We start from the raw sequence: 20,469 nt of genomic DNA on the forward strand, positions 1-20,469 counted from the left end.
TTGGCTCTTTTCGTCATCTGGTAAGGCTTTCAGGTATTCGTGTCCCCACGCCAGGTTGTTTTGGCTTTGGGTGATGTTCCCTGGAGTTCACCTAAGGCAGTAGTAACTTTAACCGCCATAATCTCTAACAAAGATAGTGATTTTCGTTATCAAGCGGCTGAAGCCTTAGTTAATATTGGTTCTAAACTTGAAAATATAATTAGAACAGAACCACAAAAAATATCTAGGGAAAATTTTAAGAAATTGCTCAAAGAATTTGAAACTGCTCTTCAAGTATTGAGGGCTAATCAAGATAATTTTGAGCAAAAGCAAATACAAGATCTTGAAGGTACTATCTACCATTTAGGACAAGCAAATAGCTCATATTTATACAGATCTATATTTCAAATAGTAGGGAGAGGTTGGCTTGTTCATGGTAGTTTATGGCTTCTTTTAATCTTTTGTTATCCTAAATATCCTTTCGTCCAAGCGATCTTTTTTTGGAATCCTAAAGTTCGTAAATGGGTAGGTCTTTGGTATGTTGATTTTGCCTTAACTTGGGTTCCTTTTTTCCGTTCGAGACTCTTTGCACCTTTTAAAGATTCTTTATTAGCTGATGCTCATTTAGATAGCTTTGATCCTAATGCCTATTTTCCTAATTCCCATGTTAAACAGAAAGCAGGAACAATTGAAAGCAAACCGATACCAGAGGTTATTTCTGAAATCAAAGGCCAACTAATTCTTGAAGGAGAATCTGGCTTAGGAAAATCAATGTTTCTCAGAGATTTAGCAAAAAAGTCTCAACATACTGTGGTTTATTTACCTGCTAAAAAATGCGATCAAGGGGTACTAGAAGCTATTAAAAATAAACTACAGGGTCATATCAAAGAAGATCCTAATTTTTTAAAGAATCTCATTTATAGTGGTGCCATTGATATTTGTATTGATGGTTTAAACGAAGTGACTCCAGATACTAGAGCTAACATTACTAATTTTGTCGAAAGTTACTTTAAAGGCCATATTATTATGGCAACTCAACCCTTAGAATGGACACCTCCTTCTACAGCTCAAAGTTATATTTTACAACCTTTACAAGAAAAACAAATTGAAGACTTTTTATGTTCTCGAACAACAATTTTACCTTCAAATACTCCCCTTCAAGAAACAGAATATAAACAAGTTTGTCGAGATTATTTAACAAACACTTTAGCACAACAAAACTCTGATGAAGAAAAAATTGCTATCCGTCGAATGCTTTCTAATCCGATGGAATTAACCGTTGTTGCTCAAATGTTAGCAGAAAATAAAACTCCCAATCTTTTAAAGTTACAACAAGAACAATATGAGATGATGGCAGAAGATTATGATCAATTATATCCAGTTAAAAAATTCCCGTTAAAAGATTTCTCTGAAGCAGTTTATCAAATGCGACTTAATGATCAATATACAATTCCTGCTGAAAATTGGCAAAAAGAATTACAATGTATGGAACGCTATAAAATGGTTATTAGTCGTCAAGTAACACAAGAAAATACGACCCAAATAGAATGGTATTTTCGTCATGATAAAATTCAAGACTTTTTTGTTGTACAAACTTTTCTCGAACCAGAAAATGAAAACAGATTACTAGATCATATCAGTGATTCTCGATTTCGTGGGGTTTATTTTCTCTTAGCAACCATGATGCCATTTGATGTTGCTAAAAAATTACGAGAAGACTTAATTCAATATGCTGCTGATACAAAAGATCATACCGTTAGTGATACCTTTATCCAGTTATTCCGTAATCGACAACTTGCTTATGTTTAATAACTAACAGTACCATCACAAGTCATAAATTGATATTTTCCATCATGATTGGTAAAGCCAAATTTTTCATAATAAGGAATCATATCGGGTAAACAAATTAAGATAAACACTTCAACATTCTTTAATTTGGAATGATGCAAAATTTCGTTCATTAATTGACTGCCTAATCCTTGTTTTTGGTAGTTAGGTGCTACCATAACATCCCAAAGAGTAGCACGATAGATGTAGTCAGTTAAGACACGAGTAAATCCGACTAATTTTTGGCTTTGTTTTTCACAAATTCCCAGATTAATATCGGAGTTATCCAACATAATTTTAATATCTGGGATTTCCCGATCATTACCCCACCAGGAAAGTTTATAAAGCTCGCGTAAGTCTTGAATTTGATCAGCATTAAATTGTTCAATAATTTCATAACTCATAGTAGTATAAATAATAATAACTTTAGATAAGTTTCTAATTGACCTACTCTATCATTGTTGTAAAAATAAGTAAAACTTATTTTTTTTAATAGACAAAATCAACAAGTTAGGTGAAAATTTATAGATCAATGCAGACATAATCAGCTATTCTGATCAAAGGGAATGTATATAACAAGGTAATATTGTCCGTGCTAGACCTTAAACAGATACGAGAAACTCCAGACACCATACAAGCACTATTAAACCGTCGTAGTGCTTCCGCTGAATACGATTTAACTCCTATTTTAGAACGGGATCGCACCACCAGGGAACTAGAATCTATTCGCACCGAATTGCAGGCCCGGAGTAATGAAATTGGTAAGTTAATTGGACAGAAAATTAAAAGCGGAGTTGATCCCAAAGGAGAGGAAATTAAAACCTTAAAAGAAGAAGGCAATACGGTTAAAACTAAACTCAGTGAACTCGAACCACAAGAAAAACAATTAAAAGCAGAAATTGAAGCATTATTATTACAATTACCAAACCTTCCCAGTGAATCTACACCTATAGGAAAAAATGAAACAGAAAATGTAGAAATTCGTAAATGGGGAGACGAATTTTTACCTAAAATTGAAGTATTACCTCACTGGGAAATTGCCGAAAGATTAGGTATTTTGGAAGTAGAAAGAGCAGTTAAAATTGCACAAAGTCGCTTCATTACTTTGGTTGGTGCTGGTGCTGCCTTAGAAAGATCGTTGATTAACTTTATGTTAGATCAACAGATAGCTGCAGGATATTTAGAGGTAATTCCTCCAGTTTTAATTAATAGTGCCGCTTTACAAGGAACCGGACAATTGCCAAAATTTGCAGAAGAAAGTTTTAAAGTTCCTGATGATGACTTATGGTTGGCACCCACTGCGGAAGTTCCTGTGACGAATTTATACAGTAACGAAATTTTAGAAGCAGAAAAGTTACCCATTAAACACTGTGCATTTACTCCTTGTTTTCGTCGAGAAGCTGGTAGTTACGGTAAAGATACAAGGGGACTAATTCGACTCCATCAATTTAATAAAGTTGAATTAGTAAAAGTAGTCCACCCCGAGACATCAGAAGCAGAACACCAACAATTAGTCAAGGATGCAGAAGCCATTTTACAAGCATTAAAATTACCTTACCGAGTCTTAGAATTATGTACAGGAGACTTAGGTTTTGGGGCAACAAAATGTTACGATTTAGAAGTCTGGTTACCTTCTTCTGATAGTTATCGAGAGATTTCTAGTTGTTCTAATTGTTGGGATTTTCAAGGAAGACGGGCAAATATTCGCTTTAAAGAAAAAGGCAAAAAAGGAACCCAATATGTGCATACTTTGAACGGTTCCGGGTTAGCCATTGGGAGAACAATGGCTGCTATTTTAGAGAACTATCAACAAGCAGATGGAACTGTTAAAATTCCTGATGTTTTACAACCCTATTTAAAACGAGATATTTTATAGGCTATGGGGTGGGCAATGCCCACCTGATGGAATTAGTAGGTATCATTAGATTGGAAAGATAAATTATCCAATTGTTCGACGGCCATTTGTAAAGCAGTTACGCGATCGCCAACTTGGTGATGGCCAGGAACCCGATCTAAGATGTTGAATTTTTCTAGTCTTTCTTGAACTTTACCCTCTCCACCCACAATGAACACTTCCAAACCCTTATCATAAGAATCATCGATGGTTTTTTCTAGTGCGAGGGTTGCAGTCACACCCAACAAAGGAACGCCACTTAAGTCAATAACTAAAATCTTGTAGTTATCTAAAATAGCTTGACGTTGGGTAATGGCCTTGGCTGCGCCGAAACTCATCGGGCCGCTTAAGTCTAACAAGATAATTTTACCCTTTGCGTCCTGTAATAGATGTTTAGCAATGTCACAAGATATGTTTTCGTGTTCGTGGGTATCGATCGCTTTAACCCCATCAGCTTGAATATTAGCTAATTTTTGAATGGTTAAAATGTTAGCCACGAATACCCCTAACCCTACCGCAATAATTAAATCGTAGAAAACAGTCAGTAACATCACCCCGTACATGATAGATGCTGCCTTCCAAGAAAGAACATGGGCCCGTCTGAGGAATTTCCAGTCGATAATATCGATCCCCACCTTAAAAGCAATACCAGCTAACACCGCTAAGGGAATATTTTGGGTTAAAGGGGCAGCCCAAACCACAACTATCAATAAAATAAAGGCGCGGGATAAACCAGATAGGGCAGTACGTCCCCCTGCTTGGATGTTAACTACAGTTCCCATTGTGGCACCGGCACCGGGTAAACCACCCAGTAAACCAGAGGCTAAGTTAGCCACCCCTTGACCAATCAACTCTTTATCGGAGTTATGCTGAGTTTGGGTCAAACTATCGGCAATAACGGCGGTTAGCAACGCGTCGATACAACCTAACATCCCCAATACCAAACCATCGATGATCATGCTATTGAGTTGTTCCAGGGTGAAAGTTGGCATTATTAAAGAAGGTAGTCCCGTGCTAAATTCAGGAATGGTTTTAATATTAGCCCCAGAAAACAAGAAAATAGATAGTAAAGTACATCCAATCAAGGCCACTAACTGAGGAGGTACATATTTTTTCAGTTTGGAGGGCATTAAAAACAACACTGCCACCGTTAACACCCCTAAGATAACTTCCCCTGTATGGGTACCCAGAGAACCGATCACAGTAGGCGCATTTTTTAGGGCCGCAATCACTCCCCCTTTGGGGTTAGGAGTACCTAACAACGGCCCAAATTGTAAAATAATTAAAATTAAGCCAATACCAGACATAAAGCCAGAAATGACGGTATAGGGCATCAATGTAATATATTTACCTAGTTTTAGTAAGCCGAAAAGAATTTGAAAGACCCCTGCGATCATGACAACGGTAAAAGCCATGTAGAGTCCGTTTTCCGGGTTATTAGCGGTTAATTGCGTCACAACGGCCGTCATTACCACTGTCATCGGTCCTGTGGGTTCGGATATAAGGGTGGGGGTTCCTCCAAATAAGGCCGCAAAAAAACCGATTAATACTGCACCCCATAAACCGGCGGCAGGACCGGCACCGGAAGCAACCCCGAAAGCTAAGGCCATGGGAAGGGCGATCACAGCTGCGGTTACCCCGCCAAAAATATCCCCCTTGAGATTCCTAAAATGAATTCGATTGGTTATTTGCATGGTTCAATGTTTCCAGTAAAGAGATGGTGACGATTTTTTCTGTTAAGTTTGAGTATTATTTCTTATAAAATCGATAAAGTAGTCGAGGTTTATGCTCAAAGAACTAAGGGACTACAATTGTTGTTAGCTGATGTCACCTGACTTAGCTCTAAAGTTGGCAAACCATCCTATTTTTCTACCAATTGAAACCCCGAGTTATGGAAATTATGATGCTGCACAAAAACGTACCCCGTCAAACTCAAATCAGTCATCACTACTTCTAGAGCATACCACCCTATCTGCCTAGTTTCTTTGACTGTTAACATAGTAATTAACACACAAGCTAGTAATAGTAACGCTACAATAGCAGTTAAACAGGGGAATTCTTCTCCTATTAACACAAACGAAGACATTAAGACTTAATAATAATCTTATACGTTATTTTGTCAAGACAATTTTACAAATGTTCAACTTTCTATCTTTAAAGCGAAGAAGTTTAAATTTTTTAATTATTCCCAAGTAATCTTAATTTTATAGAGCATAAAACAAAACAAAAATATTACCATAAGGGGATTTACAGCAATTTTCAATTGAGTGGAAACTACAGTTTAACTCCTGCCTCCTGCCCTCTGCCTCCTGCCTCAAAGCTAGAAATTTAATAATCTATGCAAAGGAAAACTGCTATTATTCGATAATTGTTAAGCTAAATTTTTCTAAGCGGTAAAAAATTGCTTTATTTTTCCTAGGTTACTGTATGAATAATTTTTTATTACACAGCAGTTGGTTTGTCCCAGTTTACTGTCTAATAGGTGCGGTCTTAACTTTGCCCTGGTCTTTGGGGATTATTCAACGGACAGGGCCACGACCAGCCGCTTATTTAAACCTTTTGATGACCCTATTATCATTTGTTCATGGTTCTGTTGCGTTTATTTTAATTTGGCAAGGGGAAACGGAAAAATTACTGTTTAAATGGCTCAGTGTTGCCGACTTAGATTTATTTTTATCCGTAGAGTTATCCCCCGTTAGTCTGGGGGCGTTAGAGTTAATTACAGTTATTAGTCTTCTGTCTCAAATCTACGCTTTAGGCTACATGGAAAAAGATTGGTCTTTAGCGCGGTTTTTTGGCTTAATGGGCATATTTGAAGCTGCTTTAGGGGGTATTGCCCTCAGCGACTCCTTATTACTCAGTTACGGACTTTTAGAGATTCTAACCCTATCAACCTATCTTTTAGTAGGATTTTGGTACGCTCAACCACTGGTGGTAAGTGCCGCTAGGGACGCATTTCTAACCAAACGGGTAGGGGATATCATTTTGTTAATGGGTTTAGTGGCCTTATCGAGTTACGGAGAAGGATTAACCTTTTCGCAGTTAGAAAATTGGGCATTAACCGACCCTGTTCCCCCCTTAACTGCCACATTACTAGGTTTATCTTTGATAGCTGGTCCCACAGGCAAATGCGCCCAGTTTCCTTTAAATTTGTGGTTAGACGAGGCAATGGAAGGACCCAACCCTGCCGGTATCATGCGTAACTCCATTGTTGTCTCTGCTGGTGCTTACGTCTTGATTAAGTTACAACCGGTGTTTACCTTATCCCCCATTGCTTCTGATGTCTTAATTATTTTGGGGGTTGTTACCGCTATTGGTGCATCCCTCATAGCTATGGCCCAAATCGATATTAAACGAGCTTTATGCCATTCTACCAGCGCATATTTAGGGTTAGTATTTATTGCCGTGGGTTTAGGTCACGTGGACATTGCCTTCTTGCTACTGTTCACCCATGCCATCGCGAAGGCGTTACTATTTATGAGTGCAGGTTCGACAATTTTAACCACCAGCGACCAAAACATTACAGAAATGGGGGGTTTATGGTCAAGAATGCCCGCCACCACCACCGCTTTTGTGGTAGGTTCTGCTGGGATGGTGGCACTACTACCCATGGGAATGTTCTGGACTTGGGCAAAATGGTTAGATGGTTCGTGGAACGTATCTCTATGGTTATTAGCTATCCTATTGTTTGTCAATGGTCTATGTGCCTTTAACCTAACTCGTATTTTTCGCTCTGTTTTCCTGGGTACACCTCAAAAGAAAACCCGTCGCGCCCCAGAAGTCCCCTGGCCGATGGCTTTCCCTATGGTAACATTAACAATTTTTACTTTGATTGCACCTTTAGCACCCATTCGCTGGTCGTTATTGTTATCCCAAACTACACCGATTTCAACTAATAGTTCATTGGCAGTTGAATGGGGAATCCCTTTAGTCATTTTATCGGGTTTGTTGGGGTGTTTAGTGGGAATTTTTAGACCTATTCGTCGTGCCTGGGAGCGATTAGCTAATCGTTATTTACGTCTTTTCCAAGATTTGTTTGCCTATGATTTTTATTTAGATAAAGTTTATGAGGTTACTGTGGTGGCATTGGTAGCAAACATTTCTAAAATAACCGTTTGGTTTGATCGCTATATAGTAGACGGCGCAGTTAACTTAATTAGTTTGTTTACTATTTTTAGTGGTAATGCTTTGAAATACAATGTATCAGGACAATCTCAATTTTATGTGCTAACAATTTTGATTAGCGTTGGTTTATTTTTGTGGTTAATTTTAAACGGTCAATGGTCATTAATTACGGATTTTTGGTCAAACTTTTTGCCAACCTAAACCCTTTCTAGGAGAAAATTTATAATCATGCTCAGTGCTTTAATTGTGATTCCGTTAATAGGAGCTATTTTAATCGCCTTTTTGCCAGTACAAAAAGAAGATAAATTTTATCGTTCTTTAGCTCTTGTTTTCGCCAGTATTTTATTTATTTACACTCTGAGGATTGCTTTTCAATTCGAGATTAGTAATCCTCAGATGCAGTTTATCGAGTATATTCCTTGGATTGCAGATATTGGCTTAAACTATCATCTAGGGGTAGACGGATTATCTTTTCCCTTAGTTTTACTAAATAGTTTATTAACCTTAATTGCTATTTATTCCAGCGATAAAACCGTTGAGAGATCTAGGTTTTATTATGCTCTCATTTTAATTTTGAATGCTGGAGTTTTCGGGGCATTTTTAGCCCAAGATTTACTGTTATTTTTCCTATTCTATGAATTAGAGATTATTCCCCTCTATTTCCTCATCGCTATTTGGGGTGGCAGTAAACGGGGTTACGCCGCCATGAAATTTCTTTTATACACCACTATTTCAGGATTTTTGGTTTTAGGTTCATTTTTGGGACTAATCTTGCTCTCAGGGGCATCCACATTCGACTATGACCCTTTGAATTCCCAAGCTCTACCCCTTTCCACTCAAATTTTATTATTAGTCCCCTTACTGGTGGGTTTAGGGATCAAAATTCCCATTTTTCCCTTCCATACCTGGCTACCTGACGCTCACGTGGAAGCATCCACCCCGGTATCGGTATTATTGGCAGGAGTTTTATTAAAATTGGGAACTTACGGGTTATTACGCTTCGGTGTGGGGTTATTCTTAGATGCTTGGACCTATATTGCTCCTTGGTTAGCAACATTAGCGGCTATTAGTGCATTATACGGGGCTTCCTGTGCAATTGTGCAGAAAGATATGAAGAAGGTAGTTGCATACTCTTCTATTGCTCACATGGCTTACATTTTGTTGGCGGCGGCGGCAAGTACCCCTTTAAGTATCACAGCAGCTACTTTTCAAATGGTGAGTCATGGTTTGATTTCTGCCATGTTATTTTTGCTCGTTGGAGTGGTTTACCAAAAAACAGGCAGTCGAGACGTGGACTTTTTACGGGGTTTATTGAACCCTCAACGGGGTTTACCCATCACAGGGAGTTTAATTATTTTAGGCGTGATGGCCAGTGCAGGAATTCCTGGGATGGTAGGTTTTATTGCCGAATTTTTGGTATTTAGAGGTAGTTTTCCCATTTTTCCTGTACAAACCTTACTTTGTCTGGTGGGTAGCGGATTAACTGCGGTTTATTTCTTGTTGATGGTTAATAAAGTATTTTTTGGGCGTTTAAATCCTGAATTATCGCAAATACCAAAAGTTTTATGGTCTGAGCGTTTCCCTGCTTTTATTTTAGCCGTCTTAATTGTAATTTTAGGTCTTCAACCTAGTTGGATGGTGCGTTGGAGTGAACCACAAACCGTTTTATTGCTAACCGGACAGTCTAAACTAGAAGCAAAAGCAAACTAATTCCTTTCTAGCTTCATTGGATTTAGCTTCCCTGCGAGAAGCCCCGCACTGTACCGAAGGTCAGTGTCGGGATGGGGCGTATAAACTGAGGAGGAAACCTCCTCAGACAGCCCCTCATGAAAGCAGGGGCAGCAGCTTTGAGACTTAACCAAAAAATGATATAATTGGAAAAGTGTAATTGACACCTGGAAACAGGCTCAAAAGTTAAAGGGCGAAACCCATCGTTCTAGCCAGTGGAGATATGCGTCCCTAGGTTGTCCCAGACAATCAACAATGCTAAGAAGCTGGAAACGGGGAAAAAAGTTTTTCTGGATAAAAACTCGATACATTGCAGCCGATGGATAGTCGGTGGTGCTGACTGTGGAGGTATCTGGACGGGGATATGTGAATGGCAACATTTGTGTATCTAGAAAAGACCGATGAAGCAGTAACGTCCTATCGTGAGGTAGGGAAGCCCGCGCTGTACCCACTGGATCAGCGTCGGGAGGAGTGTCACTAGTTACCAAATTTATCTATATTTTCACTATTAACCTGTAAAATATTGGAAAAAGCTAGGATTTACCCTAGCTTTTTTAGGTGTTTAGGTGTGTCATGAGGGGAGTTTACCAACCTGAGTTCTGCATACTAACATCTTGCACCTTCGATAAAACTGGCTAGTTTGTAAGCGTTCAGCTATCAGCCATCAGTTGAAACATATCAATCTCTATCACCTGCTGTGAGTGAGATCAAACATAAGCTTAACGCTTTTAGCTAAGAGATGAAAGCCGAACGCTGACTGCTGACGGCTTACTAATTTAAGTTTTTATGTACTGGTGTAGGATGTCAGCATAAGAAAATTTATAGACAGTTAGTCATAATTAAGAGTATATAAGGCTGATTCTCTCGTTAAGAAAGATTCAACTCCAAACTCCAAACTCCGAACTCAGGTTTACCAAGGTTGTTGCTTTTGGGGAAACGGGTAACAGTATTTCTCTGTTCCCTTGAACAAGGATAGGTACATTTAGCACTCATCCTTATCATCCCCACGACAGTCCTTACTATAGTGAGTAGAACTATCATAAAAAGGGTTAGAGTTAGCGACAGCAACGGTTTCTACGCCGAAAAACACTAAAACAGAAATCGCTACGACAGTTGCTAGTTTACGTTTGAAAGTTAGTTTGTTGTTCATGGTTAGGTCATCTCCTTAACTCACACCTAGTTCGAGGGTTCTACCAATGGATTATTACCCTCTAGACTCATCATAGAAATCCTTCTAGGAAATGTCAGTCCCATTGATCACTAATTTTGCTCATTTATAGAAAGGTCTAACATGGAATTAAGTAGAAAATAGTAGAATAATATAACTGTTCTAGATTAGGGGATTTTTTTAAGCCCCATTGAGCCAGTAATTTGTTATTTTAACTAACGTTACCACAATGCGATCGCTATGAAACCAAAAAACTGGGATCAGTTCCTCAAAGAAGTTGCCAACGATCAAAATTTAAAAGGAAGATTAAGGGAAATTTTTTTAGTCAGGTTTGCTTATGAAAATTGGCGCAAACCAGACACAGAAGTATGGGAACTAGCAGAAGCAGCTAGTCACGAAACCTATAAAAAACAAATGACAGAATTATATAGTTGTTTTTCCAGCGAAAAACCCAATGGATGTCCAGAATTAGACCCCCGCAGCAAAGGACCAGGAAAATTTCAAATCCTACGAGAATGGTTAAAAGATATCAAATATTCTGAATGGAAACAAGCTCTAGCTATACCTAGCTTTACAACCTTTCCTGTAGTGGACACTCGCACCCCTATCAAAATCGATTCTCCCATTTATATTCCTCGACCTCCCATTGAAGTTGATTGCTGTCACACTATCTTAAAACCGGGTGCTTTAATACGTATTAAAGCACCAGAAAAGATGGGCAAAACTTCTCTTTTAAAAACTATTTTAGCCCATGTAGAAGCTAATGAATGTTGCAAAGTTTACCTCAATCTGCGATCGGCTGAATCCGCCATGTTTAGTAGTTTAGATAAATTTTTGCGATGGTTTTGTGCTAATATTAGCAGAGAATTAAACTTAAAACCACAGCTAAATGATTACTGGGATGAAGAACTATTTGGTAGTTTAGTCAGTTGTAAAACCTATTTTCAAAGTTATGTTTTAGAAAATTTAGATCGCCCTTTAGCTTTAGGTTTAGATAATTTAGATCGCATTTTTGAGTACGGAGAAATCGCTCAAGATTTTTTGCCCATGTTACGCTATTGGCACGAAGAAGCCAATAACTTAGAAGTTTGGCAAAACTTACGGTTAGTGATGGCCAATTCCACCGAAGTTTACATCAAATTAGATGCCAATCAGTCCCCTTTTAACGTGGGAAGACAAGTTAAATTACCAGGATTTAATTCAGAACAAGTCTTAAAGTTAGCTAGTTATTATGGATTTAATTGGTCAGAAGATGCTGAAAAAGAAAAATTTGTTACAGATTTAATCGAGATGGTGGGAGGACATCCTTATTTAATTCGTTTGGCACTAGATGCTTTATTGTATAAGAATATTTCTCAAAATCAACTATTAGCAGAAGCTCCAACTCAAGGGGGAATTTATAGTAGTCATTTACGCCGTCATTGGGATAATTTACAATCCTCTCCTGAATTAGCAGAAGCTATGAAAGAAGTGGTAAAAAACGATATTGGGGTACAATTAGAACCATCTCTCGCTTACAAATTAGAAAGTATGGGGCTGATTAATTTAGTAGGAGATGAAGCTAAATCAAACTGCCAACTATATCATCATTATTTTGCTGATAATCTTTGAAAATCAAGCTAATATTAAACAAACACCCTATCAAGATTGAAAAATGCTCTACGAAACCGACATCATAAAATGGGTTGAACAACAAGTATCACTAATTAAAGAACAACGATATACTGAAGTAGATTGGAACAATGTGTTAGAAGAGATTGAAGATTTGGGAAAACGGGAAAGAGACAGATTTTTATCATCCATTCGCTTAATTATTCAACATTTATTAAAATGGGAATATCAACCAGAAAGACGATCTAGGTCTTGGGAAGTTACTATTAAAAGAGAAAGAAATAATCTCAAACGCTATTTAAGGGATACCCCTAGTTTAAAACGATATTGGCAAGATTTATCCAAGTTTTATGGGGATGCAAGAGCAGATGCTGCTAACGAAACCGGAATTTCTGACTGGAATTTTCCTGATAATTGTCCCTACTCTAGCGAACAAATTAAAACTGATTGGTTTCCCGAATAATAAGGTCACATTATTAATACTGTTAAACTTATTATTATTAAAGTAGAATTCATTAAAGTCTTATGATACAAACTACTTCAACTATTACCGATCAAGAATTAATGGAACTCAGTTCTCAGAACCCACAATTGAGATTTGAACGCAACGCAGATGGAACTTTAGTGACTATGGCACCCACAGGAAAAATATCAAGTAATAGAGAAGCAAAAGCGTGTGCTTATGTATTCACCTGGGTACAAGAAAATGACTTAGGAGAGGTATTTAGTTCCAGTGGAGGGTTTAAATTACCGAATGGTGCAGTACGTTCTCCTGATGTTGCTTTTGTGGCAAAAGATCGCTTACCTTTAGGGTGGGATGAAGGTGAAGATGAATTTTTTAATTTAGCTCCAGATTTTGTCATCGAAATAAGGTCAAAAAGCGATAACTTAGATGTCTTAAAAAATAAGATGGAAGAATATCGAGATAATGGCGTTAAGTTAGGGTGGTTGATCGATCGCCACAACCGTCAAGCTTTAGTTTATCGTCAAGATGCTTCTATAACAACTTATCCCCCTGATGCAATTTTAAACGCAGAAAATGTCATTCCTGGGTTTACTTTACCCTTAAAAATTTTACTGTAGAGAATATTGCTATAGCGTTTCTCGGACTCATGAGGTACACCTAACTTCTGCCTCCTGCCCCCTGCCTTCTGCCTCAAAGAGATAACTTCTGTACCTCACAAGTATGGGAACTGCTATATTTCCCCATAAAAAAAGATCGCTCCTTAAAGAAGCGATCGCTGAAAATGTACCCAAAAAACTAAACTTATTTAACGAAACCTTCGCCGCGGTTATAGAGTTCGCGAGCGTAGTCTGTCCAAGCACCCTGTCCCCAATAACGGAAACAGCTAGTTTCAACTAACATTGTGTACAGCAAAGCTTCCTGGTACTCAGAAGTACGAGTCACATTGGGGTCTTGTTGTACACGAGAATCGAATTTTCCGTGAAAACCAGCACTGAGTTCGTTCATGGGTTCTAGGACATTTTCATAACCTTTAACCCAACTGAGATCGTTAGTCCACGACGCACCGTCCATGTGGAAGCGATCGTCTGTTTTTTGTAACTCTTCGATAGCTTTGGCAACTGCTTCCGGTGTTACATTGTCCGTACCAATTTTATTCCAGATTTTGTGTTGACTGACCGCTTGACAAACGGGGTAATCATCTTCGGTGACACCGGCCTGTTGTAAGAGTTCGATGTATTCGGTGCCATTCAGGCCAACTACACCCTCATTATTATCTTTAATGCCATAAAAAGCGTTGCGGAAACCGTCGGGAAACTCGTTCATCATTACGCCGCCGTTTTCTCCATCGGCGATCTGAGAAACACAGCTAGGTACTTCCACATTACCCAGTTTTTGTCTTCCTCTGGCTTTAGCTTCGTAATAAGGCTGCATTTGAGCCACCAACTTAGTATCAGACCCTTGGGTTTTAATTAACGCCGTAATACTGATGGTTTCACCCTTAGAGTTACGGGCAACTAAACGGTTAGGAACATACTTATCATTACCGTTTTTGTGTAAGTCGTCCCCGTTTAATCGTTCCACAGAGTCTTCTTGCACCAATAACCAACGATAACCACACTCTTTCAGAGCCTTAATATATTCGTAGAGGGTATCAGGGTGGTTAGGTAAGTGCATTTCTGGGGGGGAGAAACCCTTAACCCGTCTCAGAGCATCGTAACCAAACAGAGAGGCAAACTGATGTTGCCAAGCTTGTATCTGTAACTTGAGGTCAGGAATAGGAGTAGAAGGGGCAACAGCGTGACTCCACATCGTTCCTAACCATTCCACATAAGGATAATATTGGGGGTCACAAGCCATCCGTTTGAGGGGTTCCAGAATATCGTGTCGAGGAGTTTGTTGAAAATCCCACAACAAATTACCAGAATAGTCCAACATGATGCGAGGATTACAACCATTTTGAACTAAATCGGGAACAAACTCCCCAATGCGCTTGTAACACCAAGCAAAAGTAGGAGCATTATGGTTGTCCCCAATATGCTGATTTTCAAACATATGTTGCAGGTTACTAATCAACGCACCGTTATGACCGGCGGGAATAGTGGGTTGGTGCATATGAAGGGCGCAAGCGAACCCCGATTTTACATTAGCGAGATTAATATTAGAATTAGGGGCAAAAATAGGGTCGTTGTGTTGTACAACTGAGGCGATTTCCGCTTCCCAACCACTAATAGGGGGTAGTCCTGGTTTCGTCCCCTGAATGTGGTATCCGTTGGATGAGGGTGCTGCTGCAATCATTTTTATTGGTTTTCCTTCAAATCTTGATCAAGACAATTTGATAGCTTTGAAATATCCCATCACACCTGACTCAAATCTATCTCTTAATCTGAATATTACTATACATTTTGAGTAAATAAATATTAAATTTTAATTAATTTTAAAAGGAAAAGTTCAACAGTATCCACAAGCTATTTAAAATTAAATCTCTTACCAAAATGTCTTGTTTTGATGACATTATGCAACAATAACTATTAATTTTCTGAGGGATGCAACATAGTGATAGTCTTGGCCGTCTAACCCATCAGTCATGTTTTAAGGATTCCGATTCGGAATCGTTGAATTAGCCATATCTATCAAAGTATTTGTAAGACTCATAACAATTATTATGACTGCCGCACGCGATTATATACCCACACCATCCCCAACCCGTTATCGTCCTCGTCAAAAAACGATCGCAACCCGTCATCTGCGGTCTGTTGCCCCAAAAACCCTTGCTCCTAAGCCTTCTCAACCCCGTGCTAAGGTTACACCCCTGCCTACCCAACCGAAACGGCTACCTTTAGCCTTGGAATTCCTCTTATTGTTGCAAAAAAGTTCCACTACCATCACTTGCGGTTTAGTGGCCATTACCTTGGGGGTTTATGGTTGGACAGTTTACGCCCCGACACAATGGAGTCAGGAATTTTCCAAGCTAAAAACTCTACAAAGAAACGAACGCCAACTAGCTGCTACCAATGAATCTTTAAAGCATAAAATGGCACAGCAGGCCGAGCAACCAGGTTCCGGTTTAACCTCCCCAAAACCCCATAAATCTATTTTTCTCACCCCGGCGGAGGTTTCCATCATGGAAGTAAAAGATCCCCTTCCCAACCCCGAAGGAAAATCCATTGTTCTGGATACTCCTATCGCTTATTAGTAAACTGGGTTCGACAGAAGGAAATTGATAGACAACTGGTCAAAATTAAGAGTATATAATGCTTATTCCCTCGTTGAAAAAGATTCAACTCCTAAAACCGAACTCAGGTTAGTAACAGTTTAACCACTTTGCACACTTAAACCGGCCATGGGTAAAACTCCATCTCAAAAGCGTTCTTATCGTTCTAGCAAAAAAAAAGTTGCTCGAAATAAAATTACAAAAGGCTCTCCCAATACCTCAAGACGCCAAAGTAAGCAAAAATCCACTCCCCTGCCTAAATTTCGTCTCTTATTGGTGTGGGCAGTCTTAGTAAGCGCAATATTGGGATTAGGTTGGAAAACCTATCAACTGCAGGTTGTTCAAGGAGAAGAATTAAGACAAAAAGCCCGCTCACAACAAACAGTCAATATCCGTCCTTATATTCCACGACGGTCGATTATTGACAGCGAGGGCAATATTTTAGCCACCGATCGCCTCGAACATATTCTCTATGTCCATCCTATCCAATTTAAACAACCTCAAGGAGAGGTCGCCGCTAAGCTAAGCAGCATTCTGGAAACTAAAACCCCTCAACAACTTATAGAAAGGTTCCAGGAACGTAAAACGGGGATTCTTATCGCCCGAAACTTGCAGGAAGGAGTGGCTCAAAAAATCAAAGCACTAAGATTAGATGGAGTGGATGTGGATGAAACCTATCAGCGTTTTTATCCCCAAGAAAAAATGATGGCCGATGTGGTGGGATTCGTAGACCACGAACGTCAGGGACAAGCAGGTATAGAATTAAGTCAAGAAAAACTGCTCAAACGAGATTTAGAAAGCTTATACGTACAAAGAACCGCCCTGGGTGATATTCTCCCCAACTCCTTACCGGAAAATTTACTCAAGTCCAACGACTGGCGAGTTCAATTGACAGTAGATATGCGCCTCCAACGGGCCGTTAGAGCAGCCTTGCAACAACAAATCCAGAAATTTAACGCCAAACGAGGTGCCGTTATTGTCATGGATGCAACGGATGGCTCGATTTTATCTCTGGTTTGTGAACCCACTTTTGACCCCAATGAATTTTATATGTCCAGGATGGACTTGTTGAAAAATTGGACTGTTAGCGATCTATACGAACCTGGTTCTACTTTTAAGCCCATTAATGTTGCCTTAGCCCTCGAAGCAGGGGTAATTAAACGAAATACAGTTATCCACGATTCCGGTTTGGTCACTGTGGACGGTTGGCCGATTAAAAACGCTTCTAGGACCGGTAATGGGTCAATTAATATTGCTGAAATTTTGCAAACCTCTAGTAATGTGGCTATGGTTCACATGATGCGACGGCTGAAAAAAGACGATTATTATCAGCGTTTACAGGAATTACAAATTAATAAAAAAACCGGCATCGATTTACCCGGAGAAGTTAGGGGACGCTTGAAGTCAGAAAAAGTGTTTATGGAGCGATCAATTGAAGTGGCAACAGCGTCTTTTGGTCAAGGGTTTGCCCTAACCCCCATGAAATTAGTCCAGTTACAGGGTGCTTTAGCTAATGGGGGAAAATTAGTCACTCCCCATCTGGTAAAAGGGTTAGTGGATGTGGAAGGAACTCTACACTGGCAACCTGATTATCCTAGCCAACAAATTATTTCCCCAGAAGTTAGTCAAACGGTGGTGGAATTGATGGAAACGGTGGTGGATAAGGATTCAGCAGCGAAGACGGAAAATTATCGTATTGGGGGGAAAACCGGCACAGCACAAAAAGCAGGACCCAGGGGCGGTTATTTACCTAATGCCAAAATTACCAGTTTCGTCTCAATTTTACCCGTGGAATCCCCTAGATACGTGGTTTTGGTTGCTATAGATGAACCCCAAGGGGCTAATACTTATGGGTCAACGGTGGCAGCACCTGTGGCTAAGTTGGTGATGGATGCGTTGATCTCCTTGAAGGGTATTCCACCATCCAAGTAAGAAAATTCCAAGTGTTCACCCCCACAAAATAAATATCTGTAGTCTAAGTTAATGAAAATGGTATAAAAAAATGCCACTTTAATAGTGGCAAAATAAACTAAATAATGACTTAAATCCTAAACATCGTAATACAAAGCAAACTCATAGGGATGAGGTCGTAAACGTAAAGGATTAACTTCATTATCCAGTTTATATTCGATCCAATTTTCAATGAAGTCTGTTGTAAAGACACCACTATCGGTTAAGAAAGCTTGATCTTTTTCTAAGCATTCTAACGCTTGTTCTAAAGAACCAGGGGTAGAAGGAATTTTGCTCAATTCTTCAGGAGAAAGATCGTAAATATCTACGTCTAAAGACTGTCCTGGATCAATTTCATTCTTGATACCATCAATCCCTGCACAAAGCAGAGCCGCAAAGGCTAAATAGGGGTTAGAAGTAGCATCAGGACAACGGAACTCTAACCGTTTTGCTTTGGGGTTAGGACCAGATAAAGGAATACGCACAGATGCAGAACGGTTTCCTTGAGAATAGGCTAAGTTAACCGGCGCTTCAAACCCAGGAACCAAACGCTTATAAGAGTTGGTAGTGGGGTTGGTAAATGCCAATAAAGCAGGAGCGTGCTTTAAGATACCACCGATGTAGTTTAAGGCAATTTTACTCAAGTTAGCGTAACCATCACCCCAGAATAAAGGTTCTCCTCCCTTCCAAATAGATTGGTGGACGTGCATTCCTGACCCATTATCATTAAATAAGGGCTTGGGCATAAATGTTACGGTTTTACCATATTTTTTAGCCACGTTTTTGATTACGTACTTGTATGTCAGCAAATAATCAGCAGCGTCAATTAAGGTAGCAAAACGGAACCCTAATTCATTTTGTCCCCCGGTTGCTACTTCGTGGTGATGTTTCTCGATGGGAACCCCACATTTAGCCATAGTCAGCAACATTTCTGTCCGCATATCCTGAAGGGTATCGGTGGGGGAAACGGGGAAATAACCCTGTTTATAACCAGGTTTATAACCTAAGTTACCGCCTTCTTCTTCTCGGCCAGTATTCCAACGACCTTCTACACTATCAACGGAATAGTAAGCTTTGTTCTCGGTTTGGTCGAAGCGAACGTCATCAAAGACAAAGAACTCTGCTTCTGGTCCGAAAAAGGCAGTATCACCGATGCCTGTGGTTTGGAGATACTCTACAGCTTTTTTGGCAATGGTGCGAGGATCACGACTGTACCATTCCCCCGTACGAGGCTCTTTAATGCTACAAATGAGACTTAGGGTCGGTTCCTCGTAGAAGGGGTCGATCCAAGCTGTTTTCGGGTCAGGAACCATACACATATCAGATTCGTTAATGGCTTTCCATCCCCGAATACTGGAACCGTCGAAGGGAACTCCATCTACAAAGGAACTCTCATCGATTTGATCGTAATAAAAAGAGCAATGTTGCCAAATCCCTGGTAAATCAATGAATTTGAGGTCTATAATTTTAATGTTTTGGTCTTGAATCATTTTCAAGACTTCTTGGGGCGTTTCAGCCATGAAAAACTCCTTGGGATTTCAATATATACGTCTCTTCAAATCATTGATGGTAAAGATTCATTTTCTCTGTTTTTGTATAATTGAATACTTTTTACCCCGATCAAACCTATAGATAATGCTAAATTTTGAAACAAAAAACCTAAACCCTGGAAATACTATTATCTAATGTAAAGAATTGTATCAAGTTTTTCAGAAAAAAGTAGTTGAATACCCCTAAATTAGCGATATAGTAAACATCAGCATAAGTTATATTTTAGGCAATCTTGTTCATGCAAGTTTCATGGCGATCGCAACCTATTTTTGATCAATTATCTAACTTTTCCTGGACTCAACTTAGGTACGCTGTTAAGTATGTGTTAAGGCACAAAAAACGGCGCAAACTGTTGCAGTGCTGTTTGGGATCGATAGGAATCACCCTTATGTTAGGATGGGATACCAAACTTATAGGTGCAACCTTAATCGGTATCGGGGTGATGGGTGGGATTTATTGGTTTCAAACTGCTAGATGGCAAAGTCGTTGGCTCGATTTTTACGAATTTTCCCAAACTTTTCAAGGCAAGTTGGCGATCGCTGTAATCAGTGGAGGGTTAGGTGCCATTAGTAGTTACATTGCCTTTGATATTTGGTCCAATGCACAAAGTCGCTGGTTAGCTACTGCATTAATTTTACAAGGATTAGGAACTTTTTTAACATTAGGTTTACTCGGTTGGCAATTATTAGATAAACCCAGAAAAAAACGGGAGAATCAGTACCACGAATGGGTATCACAGCTAACGGATAGCAATAAATTAAAACGATTAATAGCTGTAGAAAATTTAGCCAATCTTTTACAACAGAAAAAGTTAAACCAGATTCAAATTCAACAACTTGCGAACTATTTTCCCCTGATGTTAAAACAAGAAACAGAAATTATGGTTAGTCAGGTTGTGTTACAATGTTGCAAACTGCTGAATAATGATCAGCGTTTTTAACGACTTTTAGTAATTGATT

General features: G+C 39.2%; 17 protein-coding genes. 10 read left to right on the forward strand and 7 right to left on the reverse strand.

All coding sequences use genetic code 11. The features are described from left to right. The first annotated feature begins 39 nt into the window (after positions 1–39). Positions 40–1,788: a HEAT repeat domain-containing protein gene (locus tag P9B04_RS16185; RefSeq protein ID WP_342056018.1), complete on the forward strand. Its 1,749-nt coding sequence runs from the start codon at positions 40–42 to the stop codon at positions 1,786–1,788. Here P9B04_RS16185 and P9B04_RS16190 read toward each other — a convergent pair. Then, positions 1,785–2,210, reverse strand: a complete 426-nt coding sequence (locus P9B04_RS16190) for a GNAT family N-acetyltransferase (protein WP_342056019.1) — start codon at positions 2,208–2,210, stop codon at positions 1,785–1,787. The genes P9B04_RS16185 and P9B04_RS16190 overlap by 4 nt on opposite strands. 188 nt (positions 2,211–2,398) lie before the next feature. On the opposite strand from P9B04_RS16190, the gene serS reads away from it, so the two are divergent. Further along, positions 2,399–3,682, forward strand: a complete 1,284-nt coding sequence (gene serS / locus P9B04_RS16195) for a serine--tRNA ligase (protein WP_342056020.1) — start codon at positions 2,399–2,401, stop codon at positions 3,680–3,682. A 32-nt stretch (positions 3,683–3,714) separates the two neighbouring features. Here the strand turns inward: serS and P9B04_RS16200 are convergent, their stop codons facing one another. Both P9B04_RS16200 and P9B04_RS16205 read right to left on the reverse strand, forming a co-directional pair. After that, entirely contained in the window at positions 3,715–5,394 is a 1,680-nt protein-coding gene (locus P9B04_RS16200) for a SulP family inorganic anion transporter (protein ID WP_342056021.1), read from the reverse strand. Positions 5,395–5,561: 167 nt separating this feature from the next. Further along, positions 5,562–5,786, reverse strand: a complete 225-nt coding sequence (locus tag P9B04_RS16205) for a hypothetical protein (RefSeq protein WP_342056022.1) — start codon at positions 5,784–5,786, stop codon at positions 5,562–5,564. Between the two features lie 341 nt (positions 5,787–6,127). On the opposite strand from P9B04_RS16205, the gene P9B04_RS16210 reads away from it, so the two are divergent. Further along, positions 6,128–8,026: an NAD(P)H-quinone oxidoreductase subunit F gene (locus P9B04_RS16210; RefSeq protein WP_342056023.1), complete on the forward strand. Its 1,899-nt coding sequence runs from the start codon at positions 6,128–6,130 to the stop codon at positions 8,024–8,026. Between the two features lie 27 nt (positions 8,027–8,053). Further along, entirely contained in the window at positions 8,054–9,535 is a 1,482-nt protein-coding gene (locus P9B04_RS16215) for an NADH-quinone oxidoreductase subunit M (protein WP_342056024.1), read from the forward strand. A 197-nt stretch (positions 9,536–9,732) separates the two neighbouring features. Here P9B04_RS16215 and P9B04_RS16220 read toward each other — a convergent pair whose 3' ends face one another. After that, positions 9,733–10,041 carry a hypothetical protein gene (locus tag P9B04_RS16220; protein ID WP_342056025.1) on the reverse strand — a complete coding sequence of 103 codons (309 nt, stop codon included), beginning with the start codon at positions 10,039–10,041 and terminating at the stop codon, positions 9,733–9,735. Between the two features lie 494 nt (positions 10,042–10,535). Next, complete coding sequence (locus tag P9B04_RS16225; protein ID WP_342056026.1) at positions 10,536–10,703, reverse strand: hypothetical protein; 168 nt, start codon at positions 10,701–10,703, stop codon at positions 10,536–10,538. Positions 10,704–10,961: 258 nt separating this feature from the next. Here P9B04_RS16225 and P9B04_RS16230 point away from each other — a divergent pair, with 258 nt between their 5' ends. From P9B04_RS16230 to P9B04_RS16240, 3 genes are all read left to right on the forward strand, one after another. Then, positions 10,962–12,332 carry an AAA-like domain-containing protein gene (locus P9B04_RS16230; protein ID WP_342056027.1) on the forward strand — a complete coding sequence of 457 codons (1,371 nt, stop codon included), beginning with the start codon at positions 10,962–10,964 and terminating at the stop codon, positions 12,330–12,332. Between the two features lie 43 nt (positions 12,333–12,375). Next, positions 12,376–12,795, forward strand: coding sequence for a DUF29 domain-containing protein (locus tag P9B04_RS16235; protein WP_342056028.1), 420 nt, complete (start codon positions 12,376–12,378; stop codon positions 12,793–12,795). Between the two features lie 62 nt (positions 12,796–12,857). Continuing rightward, a complete protein-coding gene (locus P9B04_RS16240) occupies positions 12,858–13,415 on the forward strand; it encodes a Uma2 family endonuclease (protein WP_342056029.1) in 558 nt (185 codons plus the stop codon). Positions 13,416–13,599: 184 nt separating this feature from the next. Here P9B04_RS16240 and P9B04_RS16245 read toward each other — a convergent pair whose 3' ends face one another. Beyond that, on the reverse strand, positions 13,600–15,093 hold the full coding sequence (locus tag P9B04_RS16245; RefSeq protein ID WP_342056030.1) for a glycosyl hydrolase family 57: 1,494 nt from the start codon (positions 15,091–15,093) through the stop codon (positions 13,600–13,602). 367 nt (positions 15,094–15,460) lie between these two features. On the opposite strand from P9B04_RS16245, the gene P9B04_RS16250 reads away from it, so the two are divergent. Beyond that, on the forward strand, positions 15,461–15,991 hold the full coding sequence (locus P9B04_RS16250) for a hypothetical protein (RefSeq protein ID WP_342056031.1): 531 nt from the start codon (positions 15,461–15,463) through the stop codon (positions 15,989–15,991). A gap of 147 nt (positions 15,992–16,138) precedes the next feature. After that, a complete protein-coding gene (locus tag P9B04_RS16255) occupies positions 16,139–17,941 on the forward strand; it encodes a peptidoglycan D,D-transpeptidase FtsI family protein (RefSeq protein ID WP_342056032.1) in 1,803 nt (600 codons plus the stop codon). A gap of 116 nt (positions 17,942–18,057) precedes the next feature. Here the strand turns inward: P9B04_RS16255 and glnA are convergent, their stop codons facing one another. Beyond that, the gene (gene glnA, locus P9B04_RS16260) at positions 18,058–19,479 is read right to left on the reverse strand and encodes a type I glutamate--ammonia ligase (protein ID WP_342056033.1); all 1,422 of its coding nucleotides are present in this window, start codon (positions 19,477–19,479) and stop codon (positions 18,058–18,060) included. Positions 19,480–19,748: 269 nt separating this feature from the next. On the opposite strand from glnA, the gene P9B04_RS16265 reads away from it, so the two are divergent. After that, the gene (locus P9B04_RS16265) at positions 19,749–20,450 is read left to right on the forward strand and encodes a hypothetical protein (RefSeq protein ID WP_342056034.1); all 702 of its coding nucleotides are present in this window, start codon (positions 19,749–19,751) and stop codon (positions 20,448–20,450) included. The last annotated feature ends 19 nt before the right edge of the window (positions 20,451–20,469 follow it).

The organism is Crocosphaera sp. Alani8, assembly GCF_038442745.1.
Classification (GTDB): domain Bacteria; phylum Cyanobacteriota; class Cyanobacteriia; order Cyanobacteriales; family Microcystaceae; genus Crocosphaera.